This is a genomic window from Microbacterium sp. ISL-59 (assembly GCF_018613945.1).
Taxonomy (GTDB): Bacteria; Actinomycetota; Actinomycetes; order Actinomycetales; family Microbacteriaceae; genus Microbacterium; species Microbacterium oxydans_B.
In genome coordinates this window covers 132,617-147,895 of sequence record NZ_JAGGPG010000004.1, presented here as the reverse complement: position 1 = coordinate 147,895, position 15,279 = coordinate 132,617, and the positions used below count along the sequence as shown (strand labels likewise).

At 68.0% G+C, this 15,279-nt stretch carries 19 protein-coding genes; 6 read left to right on the top strand and 13 right to left on the bottom strand.

The features are described 5' to 3' along the window. Position 1 precedes the first annotated feature (1 nt). Positions 2 to 1,603 (bottom strand): ABC transporter substrate-binding protein, encoded by a 1,602-nt coding sequence (locus J7E45_RS14200; protein WP_215070137.1) that lies wholly within the window; start codon positions 1,601 to 1,603, stop codon positions 2 to 4. A 235-nt stretch (positions 1,604 to 1,838) separates the two neighbouring features. On the opposite strand from J7E45_RS14200, the gene J7E45_RS14195 reads away from it, so the two are divergent. Genes J7E45_RS14195 through J7E45_RS14175 form a run of 5 tightly spaced genes read left to right on the top strand, consistent with a single transcriptional unit; the run spans position 1,839 to position 5,818 of the window. Then, positions 1,839 to 2,579, top strand: coding sequence for a transcriptional regulator (locus tag J7E45_RS14195; protein ID WP_091029785.1), 741 nt, complete (start codon positions 1,839 to 1,841; stop codon positions 2,577 to 2,579). Between the two features lie 6 nt (positions 2,580 to 2,585). Then, entirely contained in the window at positions 2,586 to 4,019 is a 1,434-nt protein-coding gene (locus tag J7E45_RS14190) for a hypothetical protein (RefSeq protein ID WP_215070135.1), read from the top strand. After that, the gene (locus J7E45_RS14185) at positions 4,016 to 4,597 is read left to right on the top strand and encodes a hypothetical protein (RefSeq protein ID WP_215070134.1); all 582 of its coding nucleotides are present in this window, start codon (positions 4,016 to 4,018) and stop codon (positions 4,595 to 4,597) included. The genes J7E45_RS14190 and J7E45_RS14185 overlap by 4 nt, the downstream gene beginning before the upstream one ends. Then, positions 4,564 to 5,409: a hypothetical protein gene (locus tag J7E45_RS14180; RefSeq protein WP_215070133.1), complete on the top strand. Its 846-nt coding sequence runs from the start codon at positions 4,564 to 4,566 to the stop codon at positions 5,407 to 5,409. The genes J7E45_RS14185 and J7E45_RS14180 overlap by 34 nt, the downstream gene beginning before the upstream one ends. A gap of 43 nt (positions 5,410 to 5,452) precedes the next feature. Next, a complete protein-coding gene (locus J7E45_RS14175; RefSeq protein ID WP_029262391.1) occupies positions 5,453 to 5,818 on the top strand; it encodes a cupin domain-containing protein in 366 nt (121 codons plus the stop codon). 14 nt (positions 5,819 to 5,832) lie between these two features. On the opposite strand, the gene J7E45_RS14170 is transcribed toward J7E45_RS14175, so the two are convergent. The 6 genes from J7E45_RS14170 to J7E45_RS14145 form a co-directional block, all read right to left on the bottom strand. Further along, positions 5,833 to 7,065, bottom strand: coding sequence for an ATP-binding protein (locus J7E45_RS14170; protein WP_215070132.1), 1,233 nt, complete (start codon positions 7,063 to 7,065; stop codon positions 5,833 to 5,835). Between the two features lie 135 nt (positions 7,066 to 7,200). Next, positions 7,201 to 8,007, bottom strand: coding sequence for a hypothetical protein (locus J7E45_RS14165; protein WP_215070131.1), 807 nt, complete (start codon positions 8,005 to 8,007; stop codon positions 7,201 to 7,203). 48 nt (positions 8,008 to 8,055) lie between these two features. Continuing rightward, positions 8,056 to 8,514: an anthrone oxygenase family protein gene (locus tag J7E45_RS14160; RefSeq protein ID WP_215070130.1), complete on the bottom strand. Its 459-nt coding sequence runs from the start codon at positions 8,512 to 8,514 to the stop codon at positions 8,056 to 8,058. Positions 8,515 to 8,524: 10 nt separating this feature from the next. Further along, on the bottom strand, positions 8,525 to 8,635 hold the full coding sequence (locus J7E45_RS18275) for a CGNR zinc finger domain-containing protein (protein WP_215070129.1): 111 nt from the start codon (positions 8,633 to 8,635) through the stop codon (positions 8,525 to 8,527). Positions 8,636 to 8,671: 36 nt separating this feature from the next. After that, a complete protein-coding gene (locus J7E45_RS14150) occupies positions 8,672 to 9,391 on the bottom strand; it encodes a GPP34 family phosphoprotein (protein ID WP_215070127.1) in 720 nt (239 codons plus the stop codon). Next, entirely contained in the window at positions 9,391 to 10,179 is a 789-nt protein-coding gene (locus J7E45_RS14145; RefSeq protein ID WP_215070125.1) for a MerR family transcriptional regulator, read from the bottom strand. The genes J7E45_RS14150 and J7E45_RS14145 overlap by 1 nt, the downstream gene beginning before the upstream one ends. Before the next feature lie 202 nt (positions 10,180 to 10,381). On the opposite strand from J7E45_RS14145, the gene J7E45_RS14140 reads away from it, so the two are divergent. Then, positions 10,382 to 10,972, top strand: coding sequence for a small multidrug efflux protein (locus J7E45_RS14140; RefSeq protein ID WP_215070123.1), 591 nt, complete (start codon positions 10,382 to 10,384; stop codon positions 10,970 to 10,972). Between the two features lie 20 nt (positions 10,973 to 10,992). Here the strand turns inward: J7E45_RS14140 and J7E45_RS14135 are convergent, their stop codons facing one another. The 6 genes from J7E45_RS14135 to phnC are packed head-to-tail and all read right to left on the bottom strand — an operon-like array spanning position 10,993 to position 15,278. Next, positions 10,993 to 11,415: a cytotoxic translational repressor of toxin-antitoxin stability system gene (locus tag J7E45_RS14135; RefSeq protein WP_215070121.1), complete on the bottom strand. Its 423-nt coding sequence runs from the start codon at positions 11,413 to 11,415 to the stop codon at positions 10,993 to 10,995. After that, positions 11,408 to 11,878: a hypothetical protein gene (locus tag J7E45_RS14130; protein WP_215070119.1), complete on the bottom strand. Its 471-nt coding sequence runs from the start codon at positions 11,876 to 11,878 to the stop codon at positions 11,408 to 11,410. The genes J7E45_RS14135 and J7E45_RS14130 overlap by 8 nt, the downstream gene beginning before the upstream one ends. A 59-nt stretch (positions 11,879 to 11,937) precedes the next feature. Then, positions 11,938 to 12,798 (bottom strand): MurR/RpiR family transcriptional regulator, encoded by an 861-nt coding sequence (locus J7E45_RS14125; RefSeq protein ID WP_215070117.1) that lies wholly within the window; start codon positions 12,796 to 12,798, stop codon positions 11,938 to 11,940. After that, positions 12,779 to 13,651, bottom strand: a complete 873-nt coding sequence (phnE, locus tag J7E45_RS14120; protein ID WP_215070115.1) for a phosphonate ABC transporter, permease protein PhnE — start codon at positions 13,649 to 13,651, stop codon at positions 12,779 to 12,781. The genes J7E45_RS14125 and phnE (J7E45_RS14120) overlap by 20 nt, the downstream gene beginning before the upstream one ends. Continuing rightward, complete coding sequence (phnE, locus tag J7E45_RS14115) at positions 13,648 to 14,457, bottom strand: phosphonate ABC transporter, permease protein PhnE (protein ID WP_091029840.1); 810 nt, start codon at positions 14,455 to 14,457, stop codon at positions 13,648 to 13,650. The genes phnE (J7E45_RS14120) and phnE (J7E45_RS14115) overlap by 4 nt, the downstream gene beginning before the upstream one ends. Further along, complete coding sequence (gene phnC / locus J7E45_RS14110) at positions 14,454 to 15,278, bottom strand: phosphonate ABC transporter ATP-binding protein (RefSeq protein WP_215070113.1); 825 nt, start codon at positions 15,276 to 15,278, stop codon at positions 14,454 to 14,456. The genes phnE (J7E45_RS14115) and phnC overlap by 4 nt, the downstream gene beginning before the upstream one ends. Position 15,279 lies beyond the last annotated feature (1 nt).

Sequence of the window (15,279 nt, the reverse complement as noted above, 5' to 3'; positions counted from 1 at the left end):
ATCAGTTCTTGCGGAGGGTGAGCGGGTCGACGAAGGCGCCCTTCGAGAAGAAGCTCACGCCCTCCCCGAGCACCCACTTGGAGTCGGCGGCGATGGTGGGCACCCAGTCCGCGCGCTCGACCACGGATGCCTCGGCCTCGATCCAGAGCGGGCAGGAGTCCAGACCGCCGATCTGCGACGCCTCGCCCTGCTTCTGGGCGTAGACGGGGTTGTTGATCGCACCGAAGTTCGGGCCTTCGGGAGCCGCCGGACCGACGAAGAACGGACGGAAGCCGGTGGGCTGCGACGCTCCCATGGAGACGAAGCTGACGCTCCATCCGGTGCCGGAGTACAGCACGTCGACGGCCTGAGCCGGTCCGCGGTTGTCGAGTTCGACCTTCACGCCGAGGTCCTTCCAGGCGCTGGAGACGAGCTCGGACGCGGCGGAGGTGAACTCCATCTGCAACAGCTGCACGCTCAGCGGCACGCCGTCCCTGGCGTAGATCCCGTCGTCGCCCTTCGCGTAGCCGGCCTCCTCGAGCGTGGCGGATGCCGCCTCGATGCCGCCGGTGGGGATGACGTCGGCGATCGCCTTCTGGTCGACGCAGATGTTCGAGGGTGCGCGCAGGAAGTCGGCCACGTAGCCGAGCCCCTGGGTCTGCACCTGGGTGAGCTCCTCGAAGTCGAGGGCCTGGGCGAGCGCCCGACGCACGGCTTCGTCCTGCGTCGGGTAGCCGTCGCGCTCGTTGAACATCATCATGGTGACGCCGGTGTCGGCCACCTGCTCGGTGAAGCCCGACTCGCCCTCCAGCCGCGCGAGCTGATCGACCTGCAGCAGCGCGGTGTCGGCGTCGCCGCCCAGGAGCAGGTTCACCTGGGTGTTGAGGTCTTCGACGATGTTCAGGTTGACGGTCTTCGGGAGGTCCTTGACCGTGAAACCCTCCGGGCCCCAGGCGTAGTCGTCGTTGCGGGTGAGGGTGATGTGTGAGCCGGTGACGAACTCGTCGACGACGTAGGGGCCGGTGCCGTCAGAGCCCGTGGTGAGCACCGACGGGTCTTCCAGCGCCGAGTCGCACACGATCCCCAGCTGGGTGAACGAAGGCTCTGCACCCAGGAACGGCATGCCGACCGTGAGGGCGACGTCGACCGTGCGGGCGGTGTCGTCGTACTCGACGGTGAAGTCGGAGGAGCCGAAGAAGTTGTTCACGAGCGGGGCGTTGGTCTCCGGGTCCTTCCACCGCTCGAAGTTGCGGGCGACGGTGCCGGCGGTGATCTCGCTGCCGTCGGCGCACATCGCGCCCTCCTTGATGACGAAGGAGGCAGACATCGGCGTGAAGTCCCACGACTCCGCGAGTCCGGGGATGGCCTCGCCGGTCTTCGGGTCTTCCCGGACGAGCGCCTCGTAGATGAGCCAGGTGGCCTGGCGTCCGCCGGTGCTGAACGCGAGTGCCGGGTCGATGCTGTTGACCGTGTCCGGAAGCAGCATGGTGAGCTTCGAGCTGTCACCACCGCCGCCGGATTCGCCGGGGATGGCGGGGGTGCACGCGGTGAGCGCCATTGCCAGGGCCAGGCCGGCCCCCACCGCAGCGGGGACGAGGCGCGGGGACTTCGGGGTAGTGCGCAAGGGTCCTCCAGGGTTCGGGGCGAGCGTCGTCGCCTTCGACAGTTTGTTGGGCGCTATTCAACACCATGACGAAGAACGATCATGTAACAACTGTGTTACGGCGGTGATAACTCGCCCAAATACCCCGTGATTCCGGGAGAGAGCGGATCTACCTCCCATCCGGGCCGGGCAAGAATTCATTGCAAATTTCTACAATCTGTGCCAAATTCCAGGTACCCAGAACTGTGGAGGGACCATGACGGATACCGCACCACCGACGTCGGACACGACGTCGCGCATCCCCGCGTTCACCGATGAGGAGCGGGCGCATGCCGCCACGATCGTCGACATCGTGGGTCCGATCATCGTGCCGCTGGCCCGCGCGCTCGCTCCCCGCACCGAGGTGCTGCTGCACGATCTCACCAAGATGCCCGGCACGATCGCCGCGATCGGCGGCAACATCACGGGGCGCGGCATCGGCGGGCCGGCCACCGATCTGGGCCTGCGCACGTTCTCCTCGGGGTGGAACGAGCACCTCATCGGCTACCGGACCGAGACGAACGACGGGTTGCCGATGCGCTCGTCCAGCATCTTCTTCCACGCCGCCAGTGGTCGACCCGTCGCCTGCCTGTGCCTGAACACCGATGTGAGCGAAGTGGTGCGCGCGCAGGAGCTGCTGCGCAGCCTGAGCGCCATCACGACCATCGACCCGTCGCTGCGATCCGAGACGATGACCGCCGAGAAGTTCCCCGCCTCCGTCGAGGATCTCGCGCAGGGCATCCTCGCCGAGGCCGTGACCGAGACCGGCATCCCCGTCGAGGCCATGAAGAAGCGGCACAAGGTGGAGGTGGTCCGACAGCTGCGCGATCGCGGCTTCTTCACCATGCGCGAGGCCGTGCCGATCGCCGCCCAGAACCTCGGGGTCGGTCGCCACACCATCTACAACTATCTGAACGAGATCGAGGAATCCGCGGACGCCTCGAACGAAGAGGAATAGGGATTCGTGGACGAACGACGCGTCATCCGCTCCGCCACCTGCAACGGACGCCCGATCGACTACGCGATGAGCCTCGAGCAGATCCCGCTGCGCACGGCCGACGGCACCCAGGTCGGCACACTGTCGGCGTTCTCGTACGTCGCCGAGACCGATGCAGAGAACCGCCGGCGCCGCCCCGTGCTGTTCCTCACCAATGGTGGCCCCGGCGCCGCATCCAGCTACCTGCACCTGAGCGGCATCGGTCCGTTCCGCGCGAAGATCCCCACCGACCTGGAGTCTGGGGTCCGCGCTCCGTACGGCATCGAGGAGAGCCCGTCGTCGCTGCTGGATGCCGCGGATCTGGTGTTCATCGACGCTCCGGGAACGGGGTTCGGCACGGTGACGGAGGGTGCAGACCTCGCTCCCTTCTTCTCCATGGAGGGCGATGCCGAGGCGTTCGCCCGGGCCCTCACCGAGTGGGTGGGCCGGCATCGACGCTGGGATTCTCCGAAGTACTTCCTCGGCGAGAGCTACGGCACCCACCGGGCCGCGTTCCTCGCGTCGAGCACACACGGCATGTCGACGGTGCCGTTGGACGGCATCGCGCTGCTGGGCCAGGCGGTCAACATCCAGGAGACGGCTGAACGACCCGGCAACGTGCCCGGCGCCCTGGCGAACGTGCCGTACAAGGCCGCGGTCGCCTGGTACCACGGAGCAGGATCCCGCGAGCACGCGACCGTCGAGGATGCCATCCACGCCGCGCTCGACTACGCCTGGGGCGACCTCGCCACCGCCATGCTGCAGGGGACGTCGCTGCCCGGCGCCGAGCTGCAGGCTGTGGCCGCCCGCCTGTCCGGCATGATCGGGATCCCCGCAGAAGAACTGGTCCGGTCCCGCCTCTGGATCTCCAAGACCGACTTCCGCAAGCGACTGCTTCGAGATCGCGGGCTCGAGGTCGGCGTGAACGACAGCCGCTACACCTCCCCCGCGACCGATCCCGGCTTCGGCGAGCTCGGGCTCGACGCCGCCGGCACGCACCTCTCCCCTCGCTACACCGCGGCGTTCGCGCAGCTCTTCGAGGAGCTCTTCGACGACACCCCCGGCGTCCCTTATCTCGTCCACGATGCGGACGCCGCCAGGAAGTGGGAATGGGCGGATCAGGGCGGCGCCCTGTTCATGTCGATGGGCAAGCCGTCGCCGTTCCACACCTACCCGTACCCGGCACGTCTGAGCCGGTGGATGAAGCAGATGCCGACCGGGCGCCTGTTCATCGGCACCGGGATCTACGACTCCCTCACCACCATCGGCTCGGCGGATCATCTTCTTCGCCAGTGGGACCTCCCGCGGGAGCGCGTGGTCTCGCACTGGTACGACGGCGGTCACATGATGTACAGCGAGAGAGACACGATCGTGAAGCTCAACGCCGACCTGCGTGACTTCGTGACGGGCGGCCACGAGTGACCGGGGCCGCACGCAGAGCGCGCATCGGCGGCGCCGAGATCGAGTACCGCGGGACTGTCGGGGAGATCGACGTCTCCGACGGTCAAGACGGCCCCGGGGCGCGCTACGTCTTCACGGAGTACATCCGCACCGATCTGACCGACGACGAACGCGCCGTGCGCCCCGTGCTGTTCGCCTTCAACGGCGGCCCCGGCTCGTCATCGGTGTGGCTGCACCTGGGCCTCGGACCTCGGCGGGTGGCCGACGCCGATACGCTGCATCCGCGGATGGCTCCGCCGTTCGCCCTCGTCGACAACGCGGACTCTCCGCTCGATGTCGCCGACCTCGTGTTCATCGATCCGCCCGGCACCGGTTACAGCAGGATCCACCCGGATGCCGATCGCGAGCGTTTCCACGGTGTGGAGCAGGATGCCCACGCGACTCTGGAGTTCATCGGCCGGTGGGTGCGTCGGAACGGCCGGGAGCAGTCGCCGCGCTTCGTGATGGGCGAGAATACGGCACGCATCGCGCGGCGCGCATGTCGCGTCTCGCGAACGGCGGCCCGATGCGCGGAGGCACCACGAGGGCGACCTCGCTGAACGGCGCGATCGTGCTCGGGCCGGCGTTCGGACTCGGCGAGCCCGCCTGGAACGGAGATGTGCGCGCGGCGTTGGAGTTCCCCACGCTCGTGCACACCGCGCGCCAGCACGGCGCTGCCGCCGACCTCTCCGACGATGACGTCTCGAACTTCGCCCGTACCGAGCTGCTTCCGGCACTCGCCGCCGGAACGCAGCTGGAAGATGCGGAGCGGGAGGCACTCGCGGCGCGCATGGGGGAGCTTCTCGGGCTCCCCACCCCGGTGATCATCGAGCACGATCTGCGTATCAGCCCGGATGCCTTCGCCCGGCTCGCGTTGCGTAAGCAGGGTCGCCAGCTCGGAATGTACGACAGCCGCTACACGCTCGCCGCCGACGGCGCCGGCTCCGACCCTGTCGCCGACGACCCGGCGATGGGCGCTTACGCTCCGCAGTTCACCGGAGCGATCCAGCACTATCTGCGCGAGGAACTCGGATACGCGAGCGACGACGAGTACCGTGCCATCGACTTCCGTCTCGCGATGGGCGGTTGGGACTGGGACGGGCACGACTCACCCCACAGCAACTGCTTCGGCGACTTCACCGAGGCGGTGCGTCGCGATGAGCGCTTCGAGCTGATGATCGGCGTGGGCGAGTACGACCTCGTCACGACCAGGGCGGCGACCGAGTTCACCTTCACCCGCTTCCGGTTCGATCGCTCACGCGTGCACCTGAAGGTCTACGGATCCGGCCACATGCCCTATCTCGGCGAGGCGCCCCGGGTCGCGCTGGCAGCGGACATTCGGGGGTTCGTTCGCGTGGGCGCTGCGAGGTAGCTCGACAGATCCCGCCGATGACGCCGCGGCTACGCTGAGATGTATGGCAGACGATGTTCGCAACGTGCTCGAAGCCCTCTCCACGATCGACGAGCACTGGCAGCCGCATCGGCTCACCAGCATCAACGACTACGACGTCAAGGTGGTCAAGCTGCAGGGCGAGTTCGTCTGGCACACCCACCCCGACACCGATGAGCTGTTCATGGTCGTCAGCGGTCAGCTGACGATCCAGCTCCGCGACCGCGATGTCGTCCTGAACCCGAACGACGTGTTCGTCGTGCCGCGCGGAGTCGAGCACTGCCCGAAGGCGACCGACGAGGTGCACGCGATCCTGTTCGAGCCGAAGGGCACGGTGAACACCGGAGACGCCGGCGGCGACATGACCTCAGACCTGCACGAATTCGACTGAGATCTGTCCGTCGCTCAGGCCCTCGGCCACTCGCTGGTCAGGTAGGCCTCGACGGCGCGGTGCCGGAAGCTGTAGGGCTTGCCCCTGTCGATGACGCCGCGCACGGTGTCCAGGCGTTGGGCTGTGGGGCCTACCTCGGTCACTTTCGAGAACCCCATCGCCTCGGCGATGCGGGTGGCTGTGCGCTCCGGGGCAGGCAGCTCTGACATCACCTGGAGGAACTGGCGCTCTCGGGCGGGGAGTCGTTCGAGGATCCGTTCCACGTGCGCGGTCGCTTCCCGTTGCGCGCCCTGCCAGCCGCGGCGGACCTGGTCTGCGGTGATCGTCGGAGTGGAATCTGCGTACCAGGACTGCTCACCGGCAAGCTGGAACAGGAACGGCTCTCCGCGGCAGACGTCGACGATGAGCGCTGCCGCGTCGGGGTCCATCCGCACGCGAGTGGATCCGCCGGCGCCGTCGGGAACTGCCCACCCCTCGAGGACGAACTCCTGGAGCGCTTGGGCAAGATCCTCGTCGTCGATGGCCGACAGAGTGGTGGTCTTGAAACGGCGGGCAAAGGTCGCCCCCAAGCGGGCGCCGGCCATGTCTTCGAAATCCGGGAGGCCGGTGAGGTAGACGGCGATCGGCAACGAGCGGCTGACGCGGGCGCCACCGGGCACGGCGACCTCGACCTGGTGCGTGAGGGCGTCTCCGAGTGCGATGAGCAGCTGGGAAAGCGCCTTCTCATCGGTGATGTTCTGCACCTCGTCGATATGGATCAGCGCCATGGCACGGCCGTTGGCGATCGCGGCGAGACCGACTTCGATCAGCAGCTCGGTGAGAGCCGTGAAGGGCTCGGGCCCGTCGACACCGCGAAGCGTGAGGGAGATGCCGGAGACGGCGACGGCCTGCACGCGTGCGATGGCATCGCCGATGCGCTTCTCACGCGATGCGGAGAGTCCGGCGTCGGTCGCGAGCTTCAGCACGGCTCCGGCGACGAGCTTCAAAGGGTCAGCTCCGGTGGGGATGCGCAGCTGCGGGGTGACCCAGTCGCCGGCACGCGATGCCTCCTGGGCGATGCGTCGCACGAGCGTCGATTTCCCGAGCCCCGGCTCCCCGAGGATAGTTCTGCCGCGCTCCGGTAGGCCCGCGAGGCGGCGAGGACGCACAACGTCGCGCCAGTCACTCAACTGCGCGGTGCGTCCTGCCCACACCTCGGGGATGGTGTCAGAGCCAGGGCTGAAGGGGTTGTCGAGTGCATCACGCATATTGATAACATTATCAATATGCTGCAACGTTGATAAGGTTATCAGCCCAACGGGTCGCTCAGACCACGAGAACCAGCACCGCGAGCACGATCGCGACGACGGAGGACAGGGAGCGCACGCTGAGGTCGCTCCGGCTCAGCTGTCCTGCTCTTCGGCGATGACGGTTCCGGACTCGTCGGTCACGGTGAAGCCCCCGTGCGTGCCTTCGAGAACGCGGTTGATCGTGTTGCCGTCGTGCGGGAAGGTGGAGCACGCCTTGCCCGAGAAGTCGAAAGCCGCCTCGCCCTCACCGTGATAGACGGCGGTGACGTCGTAGCAGGTCTCCACGAACGTGCGCCCCTCGACATCGAGGACGCTCGTCGACGACGGGGAGAGCGCGATCTGCGACACTCGCGCGGCGTTGTCCCGCACGAGGGGCGTCGTGAACGGGGTCACCGTCAACCCACCGGTCGAGCCGTTGTCGTTCCATTCGGACAGATAACCCGCACGCCAGTCCTCGCCGATGAGGTCGGTGCTCTCGATCCATGCGGAGTAGTCGTCAGCCGACAGCTCGATCGCCGGTCCGTCCAGGAAGTCGCCGACGACCCACTCTGCGCTCATCCGCTGCGACATCTCGATGGCCTCCGCGTCGAGAGCGGGTGCCTCGTCGCTCCATGTGATGCCGGTCTCAGATGCCCAGGTGCCGGCGCGGACATCCTCGAGGGGCGTGAATTCCACCTGAGCGAGATCGACCTCGAGATGGCAGTAGCCTCCCCGCTCGTCTGTGACGACCTCGGATGCTGCAGCCGCGCCGAGAGCGGACTCGCCCACGTCGCAGCCGGCCCCGGCGGGATCCGTGGTCGGCTTCTCCTGCACATCAGCGGACGGCGCGCACGCTGCGGCGAGGAAGGTGATGGCGGCGAGGGACACGCTCACAACGGCGGCGCGGCGAAAAGTCGTCATGCCCCGAAGCCTATTGGAGCGCGACACCGCGACTCCGCATCCTCGCGCTCAGACCACGACTGCCAGTACCGCGAGCACGATCGCCACGACCGACGAGAGGGAGCGCACGCCGTTCAGCACGTTCCAGCGCCGTTCGAACGCCGCGCGCGCAGCCGTCGATGGCGACGTCGAGCCGTCCAGGGCATTGTTCAACGGGACGTTGCCGGCACCTGTGACGACGATGACCCCGACGAAGAAGACGACGCCCGACGCGACGAGCATCCATCCGCGCGGGTCATCCAGATCGAGGATCCCCGCCCACACGAGCGGGACCGGCGGCAGGAAGATCGGCAGCAGGAACAGCGGGTTCACGACCGCGCGGTTGATCGACCGCATCGAGGAGACGAAGGTCTCGTCGTCCGTGCGTCCCAGGCCGGGCATCACGCCGGTCGAGAACGACCAGAATGTTCCCCCTCCGAGCGCGAGCAGGACGAGGCCGAGGGCGGCGAGGATGTCGGAGAGGTCCACGTCCTGCAATCTACACACCGGGCGACGGCGCGTGACCCGCGGCCGCACGATGAGCGCGCACCCGTCCGCGGGACGCGCATGCGGGGGCCGGGCACCAGCGTCGGCGTCCGGACGGATCCAAGAACGCTCTCGCCTCCCGCGGGAGCCCGTGTGCCTGTCAGTTCTTGGGGAGGGCGAGGGCGGCGATGAGCGCGTTCGTGAGCACCGCGCTCATCGTCCGAGCCACGGCCTCAGCCGCGGCGGCTGCACCCCAGTCGCCGCGCTCGATCGCCTTGGCGCGCGTGTAGACGTCGCCGCTCCACGGGATCTCTCTGTGGAACTGCGGCAGGGTTCCGCTCGCGGACAGGAGGGCGATGCTCGCGGCTGTGCGGATGTCGGGTGTCTCGCCGTCGGTCAGCACGGAGCGCACCCGCTCGATCATCACGGCACGTCGGTCGCTTCCCAGGGCGAGCTTCGTCGTCGGGAAGATTCCGAGCGATCTGCCGTGTTCCCTCGTGAGGTCGCCGCGCTCCACGAGGCGGTCGAGGACCGGTGCACGCAGGTTCGGGCCGATCGCCGCGAGCACGGTCTGCGCATCGCGCGGCTTCCGTTCGATGTACTCGAGCCCGGGCACGAGCAGTTCGTCGGGCGCGGTGTGAGCGTCGAGCGCGTGGATGCGACTCGTGAGCGCTCCCTCGTTGCGCATCTCGATCCGCTCCTGCAGCGCCAGGTCGCCCAGAGCAGCGCCGCCGAGCACGTAGAAGAGGATGTTCTCCCCGGCGATCGAGCCCGAATCGGGCTGGAAGAGCAGAAGCAGCACGTCTTCGACGAGCAGGGGCTCACCGAGGTGCGGGTCGGGCGAATCGTTCGTGGAGCGGGCGTCGGGCTGGTCCGTCATCATCTCTGTCCTTCGTCTGATGCAGCGCCGTCGGGTGCAGCGTCGGTGCTCGGTGCGGCGTTCGACCCGAACGCCTGCTCCCGGGCGAGCGCGGACGCTCGGCCGAGGACGTCGAGCTGCGCCTCGTTGTACAGCCCACCGACAGTCTCGAGGAATGCCTGCGCCGTGACGCGCGGCCCCTTCGACAGATGCTCGGACGGCTCGCTGAGCCACGGGTAGTCGGTGAGGTGCTGTGCGATCACGGGCGCGAACATCTCTGCCACGCGCTGACGCGTCTCGTCATCCGCCTCCACGGTGAGCGCTTCGAACTCTGCACTGCCGTCGTCGGATTCCGTCTCGACCATCGTGCGCAGATCCGCCATCGCCTCCGTGTCATACAGCTGCTCGTAGACGAGCATGAGCGACCGCTCGGAAGTCGACAGTCTCCCCGCGACGTCCTCGAAACCGGCCGGCAGGTCGGTCGTCGATGCTCCGTCGACGATGGCGCGGATCTCGGCCCGTGCCCGCTGCAACCGCTCGATGCTCGCGGCGAGATCGGCATCGATCGCGAGCAGCGCCTCTTTCGTGGTGTCCCCCGCAGAGCCGACGGACTCGATCTGGGCCAACGGGACGCCGAGGTCGCGGAGCCGCCGGATCTGCAGCAGCCGGACGAGATGCCGAGCGCGGTACTGCTTGTAGCCGTTCGACATCCGCTCCGGCTCCTCGAGCAGGCCGGAGCGGTGGTAGTGACGCACCGTGTTCACGGTCGTCCCCGCAAGCTCGGCGAGTTCACTCGTACTCCAGGGCATCCGTCCATCCTTCTGTCGGCACTCAGGGCCGGGGTCTCGGTCATGGCGCTCAGCACCATTCAAGACCCTGTTCTCAGAACAGGGTCAAGACCCGACGTCGATCTGCCGAGGTCGCTTGACCCTGTGCTGTGAACAGGGTCTGTACTGCTTCTCATGCCCCGCGCAGGCTTTCGTCCGCGCCTGAAGAGAAAGAGACACCGCCATGGTGGACAACCCGTACGAGTGGCTGCAGAACGCCATCGACCAGCTGCCGGAGCTCCTGCAGCCGCTTCTCGTGATGCTGGCGGGCGCGATCCCCTACATCGAGGGCGAAGGCGCCGCCGGCCTCGGCATCCTCGCGGGGATCAACCCGATCGTCGCCGCCGTCGCGGGCGCGGCGGGAAACATCCTGTGCGTCATCGGAGTGGTCTTCCTCGGTGCACGCATGAGAGAGGGCGTCGTGTCGCGGAAAGCAGCCCGCACCGAGGCGATGCGCCTCGAGCCCTCCCTCGTCGGCGGATCTGGCACGGCGACGGATTCCGGCGGAACGTCGCCGAGCGACACTGATGCGGAGAAGCCGTCACGGAAGACGAAGGGGCGGGCCAAGCTCGGTCGCTGGCTCGTGCGCTTCGGCGTTCCCGGTGCGAGCATCCTGGCTCCGCTCGCCCTGCCCACGATGCTGACGGCGGCGTTCTTCGTCGCGTCCGGGGTGAGCAAGCGATGGGTGATCCTGTGGCAGGTCGTCGCGATCGTCTTGTGGACCAGCCTCATCGCGGCCGCGGCAACCGGCGCTCTCGCCCTCCTCGGATGGTGAGACGGCACGCCGTCGCCGAATCAGGTCAGCAGCTTCACCAGCAGTTCCGCTGCACCCTTGGCATCGAGTTCGAGGATCTCATCTTCGGCGACGCCGAGCTCGGCGAGCTGGCGGGCAAGGAACAGGGGTACGGCCTTTTTCGGCAGGGGCACCACGGGTTCCCCGCGATCGGGCTTCACCTTGTCGCTGACGCAGGACCAGAACTCATCGTCATCGACGCGGAGCTGATCGCGGAGAATGTGTCTCCACAGCGACGCAGAGTACGTCGCACCGTTGACCGGGTGCGAGACCCGCGTCCGGAGAATCTCCCCGTTCCAGAGAGTCAGCTCCCAGGTCCGGTGATGCCGGGTCGTGCCGCCGCGCGCGTTGCGTACGAGCGCCCAGCCCTCGATGGCGCAGAACTCGTCGTGGTCCTTCTTCGTACCGAGCCGGTGCTTACTCACCGTCGCTGGACATCCAGACCTTGAGCTGGTCGTCCGACGACAAGCGCACCAGCTGGACCAACCCCCATGCATCCTGGTGATTGGGAGCCTGCTGGAGGTGCGTCTCCCAGTCCTCGGCATACTCGCGAAGAACGTCGATCAACTCGTCGATGGCGTCATCGATGGTCGTGCCTTCGGCAGCGAACGGTCGCCCCTCCATGATCGCCACCACAACGCCGTCTTCTCGGGCGACGGAGATGCGCGGGGCGACAGTGCGGCTGAAATAGTCGCGCAGCCGGTCGACCGGAGTGACCGCGACGACGTCGTCATCACGGCGCAACGTGACGGTGCGCCCTCGCATCGTGGCGTCGAACACGTCTTTCAGGTGCGAGCGCGCATCCGAATAGGTCTGGTAGTCCGCAACGAGCGTCATGTCTCCGGCTCCGATCTGGCGAGAGGGTGAGACGTACGCCAAGTACGTCACGTACTTATTGTACTCGAGGCGCGGGATTCGCGCCCGGGCCAGCCAGCACCTCCGCTGCACTACTCCGACAGCGAGTGGCCGAGCACGGAGAACGTCGCCACCTGAGCCGCGGTGGCGCTCGCCCCTCGTCTGCTCACCAGCAGACCCACGACCGACTCGGTGACGAGCATCAGCGCGGCGCGCGAGGTGTAGAGGAGCTCATCGCGGAACGAGTCGTTGATCGGGGCGACGACCAGTGCCACGTCGGCCATCTCGGCGACCGGCGAGCGCGGGAACGACGTGATCGCGAGCACCCGGGCACCACTCGCCCGTGCGGCCGTCATCACGTCGATCGATGCGCGGTTCACCCCCGACCCGGACACGACCAGGCAGGCGGAGCCGGCACCGAGCTGCGACGCGGTGATCTGCTGGCCGAGGGTGTCCGCCACGTATTCGGCGGGTCGTCCGGCCGAGGTCAGGCGCATCGAGAGATCGGCGCCGATCGGCGCGGAGAGACCGTTGGCCGCGACGAGCAGCCGCGTCGCACCGTCGAGCTCGCCGACGAAGGCCGCCAGGGTCTCCTCGGTGACCGCGGAGACCGTGTGGGCGAGGCGGGACGCGAAGCGGTCGACCGCACCGCGCAACGCCCCGAGCATCGTGGCATCGGCCGTGGCATCCTGCGACGGTGTCGAACTCGCCCGCTCACGCGCGAGCGCGACCCGCAGCTGCGGGTAACCGTCGTAGCCGAGGGTCTGGGCGGTGCGCACCACGGTCGTGCGGCCGACCTCCACGGCATCCGCGATCTCCTGCGCCGTGCGTTCGATCGAGAGGTCGACGTCGGCGGCGATCGCCTCGGCCACACGGCGCTCGCTCGGCTGCATCGACGGAGCCAACATCGCGATGCGGGCCGTCGGCGGCGTCTCAGCGGGTCCCTGCCACATCGGCGCGCTCCTTCTTCGGTTCCGCGATCGCCTTGACCCGCGGGCCGCGCATGATCCGGCGGCGGATCGCACCGGAGACCGCATCCATCAGCATCGTCGCGATGACGACCACGATCAGCAGCATCCCGACCGTATCCCACTCGCGGAAGTTCGTGTAGTTCGCGAGCATGCTGCCGATTCCCCCCGCGCCGACGAGTCCGAGCACCGCCGAGGTGCGGATGTTGATCTCGAAACGGTAGAGCGCGAACGACAGCAGCGTCGGGGCCGCCGCGGGCCAGAGCGCCCACCGCGTCACCTGCGCCGTGTTGCCGCCTGCGGCCTTGACGGCCTCGGATGCGCCCTCCTGCACCGACTCGACCGTCTCGTAGACCCACTTGGCCTGCGTGCCGATGCCGGCGATCGCCAGCGCCAGCGCACCGGTGAACGGCGTGAGCCCGGTGACGGTGAGCAGCAGCAGCGCGATGATGACTTCGGGCACGGCGCGGATCACGGCGAACACCCCGCGCAGCGGCAGACGCACCCAGACGGGTCCGACGTTGTTCGCGGCGAGCATGCCGAGCGGGATCGACACGATCACGCAGCCGATCGCGCCGATCCAGGCCATCGAGATCGACCGCCACGTCTCGAACAGCGCCTGCGGCAGCTTCTCCCAATTCGGGTCGGCGAACATGAGCGTCAGGTAGTGCGCGATCTGTCCGGGCAGCGATCCGAGGTCGTTCCACGGGATCGGCAGTCCCGCCGCCGCGGCCAGGACCACGACGCCGACGATGACGGCGACGACGGTCGGGACAAGACGGGACGGATGCCGGGGCAGCTCGAGCCCGATGCCCCGTGCGGTGGTCGAGAGCGTCATACCAATCGCCTCCGCAGGAAGTTCGAGAACACTTCGATCAGCACCACGACGACGAGGATCTCGAGCACGATCACGGCGACGTCGTCGTAGGCGTAGAACGCCCGCCGCTCGTCGAGGAGTCGGCCGATGCCGCCCGCGCCGACGATGCCGAGGATCGCCGAGATGCGCACGTTGAGCTCGAGCGTGTACAGCCACTGGTTCGCGAAGAGCGGCCAGGTCTGCGGCAGCACGACGCTGCGGTTGATCTGCGTCTGGCCGCCGCCGGTGGCGCGTCCGGCCTCGATGACCGGCAGATCGGTGGAGTCGATCGCCTCCGACACGAGTTTGACGATGATGCCGATGTCGAACAGGAGCAGGGTGAGCAGGCCGGGCAATGCGCCGACGCCGACCATCGCGACCAGCACGGTCGCGTACACGAGATCGGGGACCGACCGGATGACGTTGATGACGGTCCGCACCGCGATGCGGGTCGGACTGTTCGGGTTGGTCGGGGCGGCGGCCCACAGCGTCAGCGGCACGGAGATCACCGCGGCGACCGCCGCGCCGACCACGGCCATCTGGAGCGTCTCGAGCATGGGCCCGAACGTGCGCGGCAGGAACGAGAAGTCCGGCTGCAGGAACTGCACGAGCAGCACGGATCCGTTGTCCCAGTTGCGGATGAGCGCGCCGAAGTCCAGCTCGATGCCGCCGATCGCCGGGATGCAGGTGGCGACGGTGAACGCGGCGAACGCCAGGACGACGAGGCTGGTGCGCAGTCTCGACGTGGGCTTGGGTGGCACGACGAGAGGGCGGGCTTCGGTGGTCATGCGCCGAGCACATCCCTCGGCTGGATCGGGCGCCCGTAGATCTGCTCGAAGTCGTGGTCTGCGGCATCCGCTGCCGGTCCGTCGTAGACGACCTCGCCGGCCCGCAGGCCGATCATCCGCGTCGTGTACTGACGTGCCAGATCCATGAGGTGGATGTTGACGAGCACGGTGAGGTGCTCTTCGACGTTGACGCGGCGCAGGTCGTGCATGACCGCGTGCGCGGTGGGCGGGTCGAGGCTGGCGACCGGCTCGTCGGCGAGCATGACGCTGGGCTGCTGCGTCAGAGCCCGGGCGATCGCGACGCGCTGCTTCTGGCCCCCGGAGAGCTGACCTGCGCGGTTCCAGACCTTCTCGAGCATCCCGACCGAGTCGAGCGCTCGGAGGGCGAGCTCGCGGTCCTGCGCCGTGCTCAGGCCGAGCACCGTCCGCCAGGTAGGGGTGTGGGCGAACCGACCGACCAGCACGTTGCGGTAGACGCTGGCCCGATCGGCGAGGTTGAACCCCTGGAAGATCATGCCGATGTGCCCTCGGGTCTCACGCAGGCGTCGTCCGCGCATGCCGGTGACCGCGTGCGGACCGACGGTGACCGCGCCGCTCGTCACCGGCACGAGACCGTTGATCGTGCGGATCAGCGTGGACTTGCCCGAGCCGGAGAGGCCGACCACCGAGACCATCTCGCCGGCGGCGATGTCGAGGGACACACCGCGGAGGGCGCGGGTGCCGTTGGGATAGGTGACCGAGACGTCGTCGAGACGGATCGACCACGACGCGGAGGCCGGGAGCAGGGCTCCGGCCTCCGCGCGCTGCAGATCAGTGTGCATG